This is a genomic window from Bacillus sp. AFS088145 (assembly GCF_002564465.1).
Lineage (GTDB): Bacteria > Bacillota > Bacilli > Bacillales > Bacillaceae_G > Gottfriedia.
Genome location: NZ_NUUX01000049.1, coordinates 24,679 through 34,870, shown reverse-complemented (window position 1 = coordinate 34,870; position 10,192 = coordinate 24,679). Strand labels below are relative to the sequence as shown.

At 30.9% G+C, this 10,192-nt stretch carries 10 protein-coding genes; 3 read left to right on the top strand and 7 right to left on the bottom strand.

Annotation, left to right across the window (positions count from 1 at the left end; translation table 11 throughout):
- Positions 1 to 180: 180 nt before the first annotated feature.
- The 6 genes from COI44_RS22820 to COI44_RS22795 all read right to left on the bottom strand — a co-directional run bounded on the left by COI44_RS22820 (position 181) and on the right by COI44_RS22795 (position 5,640).
- A complete protein-coding gene (locus COI44_RS22820; protein WP_098429933.1) occupies positions 181 to 918 on the bottom strand; it encodes a GntR family transcriptional regulator in 738 nt (245 codons plus the stop codon).
- A complete protein-coding gene (nagB, locus tag COI44_RS22815; protein WP_142329299.1) occupies positions 918 to 1,628 on the bottom strand; it encodes a glucosamine-6-phosphate deaminase in 711 nt (236 codons plus the stop codon). The genes COI44_RS22820 and nagB overlap by 1 nt, the downstream gene beginning before the upstream one ends.
- A complete protein-coding gene (gene nagA / locus COI44_RS22810) occupies positions 1,625 to 2,761 on the bottom strand; it encodes an N-acetylglucosamine-6-phosphate deacetylase (RefSeq protein WP_098429932.1) in 1,137 nt (378 codons plus the stop codon). The genes nagB and nagA overlap by 4 nt, the downstream gene beginning before the upstream one ends.
- 247 nt (positions 2,762 to 3,008) lie before the next feature.
- On the bottom strand, positions 3,009 to 3,896 hold the full coding sequence (locus COI44_RS22805) for a ComEC/Rec2 family competence protein (protein WP_098429931.1): 888 nt from the start codon (positions 3,894 to 3,896) through the stop codon (positions 3,009 to 3,011).
- A gap of 183 nt (positions 3,897 to 4,079) precedes the next feature.
- A complete protein-coding gene (locus tag COI44_RS22800) occupies positions 4,080 to 4,901 on the bottom strand; it encodes an HAD family hydrolase (protein WP_098429930.1) in 822 nt (273 codons plus the stop codon).
- 10 nt (positions 4,902 to 4,911) lie between these two features.
- A complete protein-coding gene (locus COI44_RS22795; RefSeq protein ID WP_098429929.1) occupies positions 4,912 to 5,640 on the bottom strand; it encodes a hypothetical protein in 729 nt (242 codons plus the stop codon).
- A gap of 298 nt (positions 5,641 to 5,938) precedes the next feature.
- On the opposite strand from COI44_RS22795, the gene deoD reads away from it, so the two are divergent.
- Both deoD and COI44_RS22785 read left to right on the top strand, forming a co-directional pair.
- Positions 5,939 to 6,643, top strand: coding sequence for a purine-nucleoside phosphorylase (gene deoD / locus COI44_RS22790; protein ID WP_098429928.1), 705 nt, complete (start codon positions 5,939 to 5,941; stop codon positions 6,641 to 6,643).
- A gap of 319 nt (positions 6,644 to 6,962) precedes the next feature.
- On the top strand, positions 6,963 to 7,376 hold the full coding sequence (locus tag COI44_RS22785) for a disulfide oxidoreductase (RefSeq protein ID WP_088013893.1): 414 nt from the start codon (positions 6,963 to 6,965) through the stop codon (positions 7,374 to 7,376).
- Here the strand turns inward: COI44_RS22785 and COI44_RS22780 are convergent.
- Complete coding sequence (locus COI44_RS22780; protein WP_098429927.1) at positions 7,373 to 8,221, bottom strand: DUF72 domain-containing protein; 849 nt, start codon at positions 8,219 to 8,221, stop codon at positions 7,373 to 7,375. The two genes, COI44_RS22785 and COI44_RS22780, sit on opposite strands and share 4 nt — an antisense overlap.
- A gap of 126 nt (positions 8,222 to 8,347) precedes the next feature.
- Here COI44_RS22780 and COI44_RS22775 point away from each other — a divergent pair, with 126 nt between their 5' ends.
- Positions 8,348 to 9,571, top strand: coding sequence for a two-component system sensor histidine kinase NtrB (locus tag COI44_RS22775; RefSeq protein ID WP_098429926.1), 1,224 nt, complete (start codon positions 8,348 to 8,350; stop codon positions 9,569 to 9,571).
- The last annotated feature ends 621 nt before the right edge of the window (positions 9,572 to 10,192 follow it).

Below are 10,192 nucleotides of genomic sequence, written 5' to 3'. Positions count from 1 at the left end.
TTTTATTGACGTAGATACAATATGACTTTTTTATTTGCAGAATTACCTATTTTATTTGCAGTTTCGGCTTTTTTTATTTGCACTTCCACAAATTTAATTGCAGTTTCAGCCATTTTATTTGCACCACCAATGACTTGGCCTCTATTCGAAGAAAAAAGAGTGCTTAAAAAAGCACTCTTTTTAACGGTCAATATCAATTGTAAAACGATAGCGATCAGCTCGGTAAATACAGCTTACATATTCAAGTGGTATTCCCTCATTAATAAACGTTACTTGGTGTAATTCTAATGCAGGGGAATCCTCGGCTACCTCAAGAATTAATGAATCTTTTTCTGTCATTAGAGATGCTTTAATCCATTTGGTGGCTTTTTTAATTGAATAACCTAATGTAACTTCAAAATATTCATATAAGGAATGATTCAATACTTTTTCATCAATGCGATTTACTAATTTTTTTGGTAGGTATGTTGTTTCGATTGCAATGGGATGATCATTTGCTAAACGACATCTTTCAATTTTAAAAATTTCAGAACCACTTTCAATTGACAACACTTCTGCTAAATATTCATCAGCTTCGATCGTTGAAAAGCCAAGTAGTTTATTCGTAGGGGTCAATCCTATGGATGTAATATCCTCAGAAAAACTCCTTAATGATTTTAGTGATTCCTCGACTTCAATCCCATCTTTTACTGATACAAACGTACCAATTCCACGTTTCCGACTTATTAATGATTCCTTCACAAGATTATTTAATGCTTGTCTTATTGTCATCCTGCTTACATTTAACATCTCACTCAATGTTTGCTCAGAGGGAATTCGCTCACCAGGTTTCCATTCTCCTGAGTTAATTTTAAGCTTTAAAATTTCTTGTATTTGAAAATAAATCGGTAACGGTGAATTTTTATCTAGTTTTAACATTATTGATTACTAAGTGAGTATGCTTCTTCGTCAACAACAATTGTTACGTTGTTGTGGTTTTGGAGTGCAGTAGCAGGACAGTTAATATCTAATTTTCCATTTAACATTTCCTTAATTGCTTCAGCCTTTTTAATGCCTGAAGCCACTAAAATGATTTCTTTCGCTCTCATAATTGAACCAATCCCCATAGTAACTGCGTGTGTTGGGACATCTTCTTCGTTCTCAAAATAAATTTTATTTGCGTTACGAGTTGATTCTGTAAGCTCTACAATATGAGTAGGTGTATCGAATGGTGTACCAGGTTCATTAAATGCAATATGGCCATTCTCACCAATTCCTAAAAGTTGTAAATCTACAGGATGCTTCTGTAGTAATTCCTCATAATTTTTACAAGCTTCTTCTAAATTTTTTGTATTTCCATTTGGTAAATGGTTTTCTTTAAAATTTAAATGGTTAAAAAGCTGTTCTGCCATATAAGTGTGGTAACTTGTTTGATCATCTTCAGCAAGTCCAACATATTCATCAAGATTTACAGTAATGACGTTTGACACATCTGGTTTATGAATACGGAAAAGTTCATATATACCTAGTGGAGATCCACCTGTAGCTAATCCTAATGTGAATTCCGCTTTCCCTTCAAATGCCTTTACCATTTTTTCATATGCTACTTTTGAAATTTCTTCTGCATTTTTTACTACGATTACGTTCATAAAGTCACCTCATTCATATTTTCACCTTGTCTAGTTGTATCAATAACGAAGAAATCAGGAGTCATTTGCACAAAATCAGCGTCTTTACCTGGTTCTAATACGCCCTTATGTTTAAGACCAAATTCTTCAGCTTGGTTTATTGATGTCATTTGTACTGCCTCTTCAGGACTACAGCCAGTAAATGCCATAATGTTTCTGAATGCATCATCCATTTTTAAAATACTACCCGCAAGCGTTCCGTCTTCTAATCTTGCACTTTTATTTTTTACAAATACAGGTTGTCCACCTAATTCATATTTGCCGTCCTCTAACCCTTTTGCTCTCATCGCATCAGTAATTACACTTATTTTTTTAGCACCTTTTAGGCGATAAGCAAGTTTTACCATATCAGGATGAATATGAATTCCATCAGGTATGATTTCTACCATTACTCGGTCATCAAGTAATACATGTCCAACTGTTCCTGCTTCACGATGATGCATAGGTCTCATTTGGTTGTACAAATGTGTAGCGTGGAAAATATTTCTACCTTCAAAATCTGAACGAATCGCATCAGAGTGACCTACTGTGCCAACTACATTTGTGCGTTCTAGCTCTTTTTCTAACTCTTTTGCACCTTCAACCTCAGGTGCAAAAGTAACTAATTTGATTAATCCATCAGAAGCTTCTTGCCATTCTTTGAATAGTTCAACGTCAGGGTTAATAATGTATTCTAATGGTTGTGCTCCAGCTTTATTTTTATTAACAAACGGTCCTTCTAAATGAATATATTCAAAATGAGCACCAAGTTTTTTAGCCTCATTTAAAGACTTTAAAGCATTTTTAATATTTTCTTTAGATTGTGTCATTGTAGTCGGAAAGAAGGTTGTTACCCCTTCCTTCATCATTTCAATACTCATCGTTACCATTGAGTTTGGATCAGCATCCATTGCATCGACATCATATGCTCCGTGAATATGGATATCAATCATTCCAGGAATAATAACTGTTCCTTTTCCATCAATTATTTCTTCACCTTCATTTTCGTATCCATTCATATGACCAACAGAAGAAATTTTTTCATCGTATCGAATATAACCATTTTCAATTACTTCTGTACCTGTGTAAATTTTTACATTAATAATTGATTTCATTTACTCTCCTCTTTCCTTTGCTTAAGAAGTCTTCGCCAATACTCCAATATAGAAAGTAGTGTTTACTTAATCATCTTTCACATTCATTTGTATAAGTACCTTGATTTCTTCATAACTATTTTATGATATATACTCCTAGTTGTCTATACTACTAAGAAGTAATTAACAAAAACGTCACAAATAATGACTGATTTAGATACCTAATATTCTCTCTACCTAAAAAAGAAGAAGTAATGGTTCTTGTCCTTCAAGGATCTACCAATACTTCTTCTTTTTCAATATATAAATTATGACCATTTGTTGATAATTCGATATCTCCGAACTGGTCCGTTGTATATTGCTTAATACCTAGATGATTTAACCGCTTCATTACGGACCGGTGTGGATGACCAAATAAGTTAAATTTATCATATGAAAGGATTGCGACTGTAGGATTTACAGCAAATAAAAACGCTTCTGAAGTTGATGTTGATGATCCATGATGCGGAATTTTTAGTACTTGAGCATTGATATTCTCATTTTTAATTAATCTTTTTTCAGTGTTCCTTTCAATATCTCCAGTTAATAAAATTGATATGTCATTATATTTAACCTTCAATACAATTGAACTGTTATTATTTGTATACGATTTTTTCCCACTATTTAAAACAGTAATTTCTACATTAGGGTCAAGCATTACTTTTTCATCTAACCTAGCAATACTAATTGGAATATTCTTCTGATACGCTTCTTTCTTATATAAGTAATAAGAATGTGAATTATATTTTTTCCCACTATCCAGGATTTTTGTTATCTTAACACTATTCATTACTTTTAATAACCCACCAATATGATCGATATCTGGATGAGTACTGACTAATAGGTCAATCGCATTTATATGTAGTCGTCTAAGTTTTTTTATAACGACTCCACCATGTTCAACATCTCCTCCATCGATTAGTACAGTCTTACCATTTGGTAAAATCATAACCATGCTATCTCCTTGACCTACATCAAAAAAATAAATTAATAACGGGTGAGTAATATAGCCGTAATTTGTAGTTCTTGCTTCACTATTTATGTTATTACAAAAAAAGGCAGTAAAAAAAATAAAGATAGAAAATATGAGAGAGTATCGTTTTCGATTTTTGTTCATTCACACTTCCTCCTATCCTAACATTATTTTCTCATAGCCATTTCAAAAGTATGTATGATGCCCATAAAAATAAGTTGGAAATTGAGTATACTTCAAATTGGAATTGTAATTCAAATCAGTGTTAAAAATTAGCCCACAGCACAAAAAAAACTGTAAGCAATTTTTGCTTACAGTTTTTTTTTGTTACTCAAATACTTCCTCTAGTTTTTTTACAACTAATAAGGAGTCACTAACTTGTATAGTCGTTTGATTTGTAATGTAAACTCCATGCATACCTAATTTTAAAGCAGGTGAAATTTCATTAATGAAATTATCACCGATTGACACAATTTCATGTGGCATAACATTGAACTTATTCATGATATTTTTAAAATGGTTTTCTGTTTCTAATGGCTTCTTACCATCCGTAATTTCTAGATGAAATAAATCATTTAAATTAAGTAACTTCAGTAATCTAGTTACATCTTCTCGATCAGAGTTCGTTAACAATACTAACTTTTTAGAATCCTTAACTTTTTCTAAAGCCTCTTTTAATCCTTTTATATAAGGAATACTAAACTCTTTTGTTGCCATATACTCCTTTGTTTTATCATAACAGTGATAGACGTCTCTTGCACCGTAGTGATAAATCGCTACCAAAGGAATCCACCAACCATCACCTACTGGGATATATGGTAATTCATAATTAATTTTTTCAAGATAATTCTTTGGAAGTTCCTCTTTAGAAAGTAGCTGCCCTTCCCAAGTAAATACTTGTATTGGCTTCAATGTAATTGGATCTAACGATATGATTAAATCATTTTCTGAGTCATAAATTTTTCCAATTGTTAATGCATGGTCATAATCTTTTATTTTTTTATAATCATTTAAAAAAGAATCTCTCTTTTCTGAACTTATTTCATTAGCTAGTAATTTAGCATAGTAATCGTAGTGCTCAGTACCATCATACAAAGTACCATCTAAATCAAAAACTAATACTTTTGAATTCATTAATAAATTATGCATTTCCTACTCCTTAGCTGTCTTTGTCTTTTACGTCTAAAATAAAATCAAATGATTTTTGATCGTCATTTAATTTAAATTCATAAAATATTTTATACATACCTGCTTCAGGTAAATCAAGTTCATAGTTTACTTTTGATTGATTATTAGGATGACTAATTAGCTTAAAATAAGTTCCTTCTTCATTCATAATATAAAATTGCTGATCTGTAAATTTAGAACGTTTTTTAAATTGATCAAAATCAAATGTAATTTTACTCTTAGTTTTTGGAAGAATTGAAGTATATAGTAGGGAAACTCTATAATCATCAGTCTTTTTCGTTAAAATTGCTGTCGGAAATACTTCTTCTTTTTTGTCCTTTTGTTTTTGGAAAATCTTAGTATCAAGCGTTTGATTATTTAAAAATATACTAACATAATAAGGAGTGTCTTTCTTAAAGGAGTACTTAAATGTAAATTGATTATCTCCATTATAAACTGGTTCAATGACTTTATAGGATTTTAATTGATCTGTCGTAATAAATATTCTAATTTTTTCACGTTGTAACACATTCAAAGTTCTAGATGATACGGTTACTTCTTGTGAATTTCTTTTAGTCGTAAGATTCCATTTTACCTTTTGAACTTTTAGTTGGCTAACCTGACTACCACTTGATAATATACTATGATTAACTAGTCGATTGCTAATTAATAGTATAATTAATATAGCTATACATAGAACTGCAATAAAACGAAATTTCATAGATCATTCTCCCTTAAATAGTTAAAATTAATAATTTTTAGTTATTTCAAGAAAGCTGATATTCTAATTGTAAACTCTTTCATTATTTTATCACCTGTGCAATAATTAAAATTCGCCATAAATTATCTGTATTGGTTAATTTTGTCTATAAGTATTTCTATATTTAATATGTACTACGTCCATCTTACTTTTTCCTTTAAGTAGCATACAAATAAGAATGTTTTTTATTTAAATGTAGAAACTAACATACTGATAATGGATGGGATATTTTACAAACAGTTTTTTAGGAGGATATTAAATGAGTATACATATTAGTGCCGAACAAGGTGCAATTGCTGATAAAATTTTATTACCTGGTGACCCATTAAGAGCTAAATATATCGCAGAAACATTTTTAGAGGATGTTGTTTGTTATAATGAAGTACGTGGAATGCTTGGTTTTACTGGAACATATAAAGGCCAAAGAATTTCCGTTCAAGGTACCGGAATGGGAGTACCTTCAATTGGTATTTATGTAAATGAACTAATTAATAGTTATGGTGTAAAAACTTTGATTCGCGTTGGTACATGTGGTGGACTTCAAAAGGATGTAAAAATTCGTGATGTCATTATTGCGATGACGACTTGTACAGATTCAAATATGAATCGTCAAACATTCCCTGGTTTCGATTACTCTCCATGTGCTAGCTTTGATTTATTAAAGAAAGCCTATGAAGGTGCAGTGAATAAAGGGTTAAATGTTAAAGTAGGAAATATTTTAACTTCAGATCTTTTCTACCGAGATAGTATGGACATGTATGAAAAATTAGCTAATTACGGAGTTCTTGCGGTAGAAATGGAAACTACTGCATTATATACAATCGCAGCAAAACATAATGTAGACGCACTTACTGTTTTAACTGTAAGTGATCATATCTTCACTGGTGAAGAAACATCTGCTCAAGAAAGACAAACTACTTTTAATGATATGATTGTCATCGCTTTAGATGCAGCAATCGCTTAATATATCTTAAAAAAACCTGGGATAATAATCTCAGGTTTTTTCATTGTATTGAAATATAAATGAGGAAATTTTGAAAACTAGAACACCAAGTGAATAATTTATTGATAGAGTTGAGTTTTGTTAATGTAACGGTAAGTTTCGCGCATCCTGTAGTGGAAATCAACTTCAACCAAATTACTTAACAATGATTAATATTGAATAATTCAAATTTCGGAATTTTTTTATTAAATATTTGTGACCTAACGTCGTTTTTATACCACTTTACATCCAATCAAAGGTACAATAGCAATATCGAAAATCAAATTAAGGATGGTAAGGAATGAAGAAACAGCAATCAATTTTATTTTTCACCTGGATTGTAAGTATTATTGCAACACTAGGTAGTTTATCATTTTCAGTAATTAATCATTGGACACCTTGTTCATTATGTTGGTATCAACGAATTTTTATGTACCCAATCGTTTTTATAATAGGAATCGCTTTTTATAAAAATAAAATAAAAGATGTTATTTATGTTTTACCATTATCATTAATAGGTATGTGTATTTCAATCTATCATATTTTAATTCAAAAAGTTCCTGCACTTAAGGAAACAGCAACACAGTGCGGTCCGGTCCCTTGTACTGGAGATTATTTAAATTGGTTTGGATTCATTACAATACCAATGCTGGCATTTGTTGCATTCCTACTTATTAATATTTGCTGCATAACTCTATTACGAAAATCAAATTAAAATAATTCAAGCTGCTCGGTAGAAGATGGTCCAAATTCAATACCTAGCAGCTTCATTAATTGTTTAGCATTATCCGCTGCATCTCCACCAGAATTATTATTAAACAGTATACAAATTTCTTTTGTGTTTTTTGATAGCTGTTCAATTCTTTCTACCCATTCGTATAATTCTTCTTCATTATAACGGTATAAATAACGTACCTCACGCCAACTATCTTGTCCATTGTGATTCCATCCATATATATTTCGACCATGGAAACGGATTAAAGTTAAATTTGGATTCGTAGGATGTAATACGATTGGTATACTTCCATTACCTGCTTGTGGCTCATCACAAATTGAATGAATCCAGCCTTCATCCTCCATAAACTTCAACGTTTGCTCATAAAACCTAGGATAAAACCATGTCTGATTACGAAATTCTAAAATTGCAGGAAGACCCTTAAGTTTACTTTTCAAAGTTCTTAATAATTCAACATTTTCTTTTTTACAATTAAACCATGGTGGAAACTGAAACAATATCCCTTTTAATTTATTCGCTTCAATTAAAGGCTGGATTGATTCCAAAAATGGCGTCAACAGTAAAATTTGTTCCTCTTTAGAATAGTTTTGCCTTGAATGGCCAGTGATTCCGCCATACGCTTTAACGATAAACGAAAAGTCAGCTGTTGTTTGATTTACCCATTTTTGATAGTTTGATTGTGGCATAATACTATAATAGGAAGAATCAATTTCAACAATTGGAAAATGCATACAATATTGTTTCAATTTTTTTGAGGAGTGAATCCGATCAGGGTATAAACTATCATGATCGCCCCACCCAGTGACTCCAATCTTTATTTCCATACTTCTCTCCCGTTAGTTCTTTCATTACTAATTAATTATTTCTAATTTTCATTAAAATAAACGAATTAGTTTGATATAATGACTACAGTATAATCTTATTTTAGTAGAAATTGGAGTATAGTGTAAATGATTAACGAGACAGTACAAGAACTAAAAAATAAAATTACCGAGCTTGAAGAAAAAGTAAAATCGTATGAAACAATTTTAAATACAATAACTTCCGGATCTATATTTTCAAATGAAACTCGTGAATTATCAAATTCGAATCATTTAACTAGAAATACAAGTTTATGTAATACAAATAATGAAACACTTCCATTACATACTAAATTCTCTAACTTTTTATCTAATAGTCGGAGAACTTTGCAATCCATCTACGATGCTTTACCGCATCACATAGTATTTATCGATAAAGATGGAATCATTACGCTTTATAACCAACAAGTTGCGATTGATTTTAGAATTACGAAATATGAATTAATCGGACGACATATTAGAAATTTATTAAAAATAGACGATAAAGACATTTGTTTACTACAAACACTTTATTCAGGTGAAGAATTTTACAATAAGGAAATTTTAAATATTAACTATGGCATTATTAATACCCGTATCATCCGTGATATAAATGGAGAAATTTCAAGAGTAATTGGTGTTTTTCATAATTTAAACGAGGCAAGGGATTCTGAAAAGCTAGCAATGTCAGGTAGAATTGCTGCAGGTATAGCACATGAAGTCCGCAATCCACTTACAACTGTTAGAGGTTATTTACAATTCTTGCAAGAGGAAGCTCCACCTCAATATAAGCAATTGTTTAATGATTTATTGATTCCAGAATTAGATAGAGCAAATGGAATCATTACTGACTTTTTATCTATTACAAAGAATGCGAACTATAAACCTGAGCCAATTAATATTAATGATTTTTTATCGAATCATATAAAACAGCTGTTATTTAGCGAGACCGTTTTAAATAATGTTAATATTGAATACTACCTATCTGAGGAATTAATAGGAGCACATATTTTCTTTGATAAAAACCAACTTGTACAAGTTATTTTAAATTTATTTCATAATGCATTAGATGCAAAAAAAGAAGGTCTGCTTACAATTATCATTGCAACTTATATTGATAAGGATTTTATTTATATTGCATTAAAAGATGATGGATCAGGAATTCCAGCTTCAGATTTACCATATATATTTGATCCGTTCTTCTCAACTAAAGATGACGGTACTGGACTAGGTTTATCTCTAACTAAAAAACTAATCCAAAATCATAACGGCACCATATGCGCAATGAGCGATCATAATGGAACTACTTTTACAATTACATTACCAATTAAATAGCTTTATAAAAAAAAGACCAAAATATAAAAGTTTTAGTCTTTTTTCAGGCTGAAGAAAAATGGGTTTGTCAACTGTCTCTAATTTGTGGTTATTTTCACTAAAGCCTGTTATGAGTAAGTTATTTCCATATTTTTGCTTAAAAACATACTTAGACTTCCGTTTTTCAATATTGACTTCGTTTTTTCAGCATGTTGAATTAGAAAACGGTCATTAAATGAACATTTATTAATGATTGGATTATCTTTTGGATGTTGTGCTATTAATGGTTTTTGATGTTAATATGTTTAAGCAATTTTATGATACCAATAACACTAGTAATGTTTTTTTAAGGTTAAAAATATTTTGAGCTAGATTTAAGAAAAACAAATCAATTGATTAGTTTATTTATTAATGTTCGGTATTAATTTATTTGACCTATACTGATTAATAAACAACTTTTAGTTTACTCTAAGTAAAGGCTATTTGATTAGGTTTTATTGCAGACTTTTTTTGATGAATAAGTTGATTGGAATGGAGGGCTGCTCGACTCCTATGGGATAAGCGGGAAGGCTGAGACCCGCAGGCTTGCCGAGGAGGCTCAGGTCTCGCCCCATGGAAAGCGAGCATCCCGTAGTGGAAATC

What these genes read in the sequence shown, in the direction of transcription:
- nagB (WP_142329299.1), bottom strand. Translation starts at nt 1,628, where the DNA reads ATGAACGTAATCGTAGTAAAAAATGCAGAAGAAATTTCAAAAGTAGCA.
- COI44_RS22800 (WP_098429930.1), bottom strand. Translation starts at nt 4,901, where the DNA reads ATGCATAATTTATTAATGAATTCAAAAGTATTAGTTTTTGATTTAGAT.
- COI44_RS22795 (WP_098429929.1), bottom strand. Translation starts at nt 5,640, where the DNA reads ATGAAATTTCGTTTTATTGCAGTTCTATGTATAGCTATATTAATTATA.
- COI44_RS22820 (WP_098429933.1), bottom strand. Translation starts at nt 918, where the DNA reads ATGTTAAAACTAGATAAAAATTCACCGTTACCGATTTATTTTCAAATA.
- COI44_RS22775 (WP_098429926.1), top strand. Translation starts at nt 8,348, where the DNA reads ATGATTAACGAGACAGTACAAGAACTAAAAAATAAAATTACCGAGCTT.
- nagA (WP_098429932.1), bottom strand. Translation starts at nt 2,761, where the DNA reads ATGAAATCAATTATTAATGTAAAAATTTACACAGGTACAGAAGTAATT.
- COI44_RS22780 (WP_098429927.1), bottom strand. Translation starts at nt 8,221, where the DNA reads ATGGAAATAAAGATTGGAGTCACTGGGTGGGGCGATCATGATAGTTTA.
- COI44_RS22785 (WP_088013893.1), top strand. Translation starts at nt 6,963, where the DNA reads ATGAAGAAACAGCAATCAATTTTATTTTTCACCTGGATTGTAAGTATT.
- deoD (WP_098429928.1), top strand. Translation starts at nt 5,939, where the DNA reads ATGAGTATACATATTAGTGCCGAACAAGGTGCAATTGCTGATAAAATT.
- COI44_RS22805 (WP_098429931.1), bottom strand. Translation starts at nt 3,896, where the DNA reads ATGAACAAAAATCGAAAACGATACTCTCTCATATTTTCTATCTTTATT.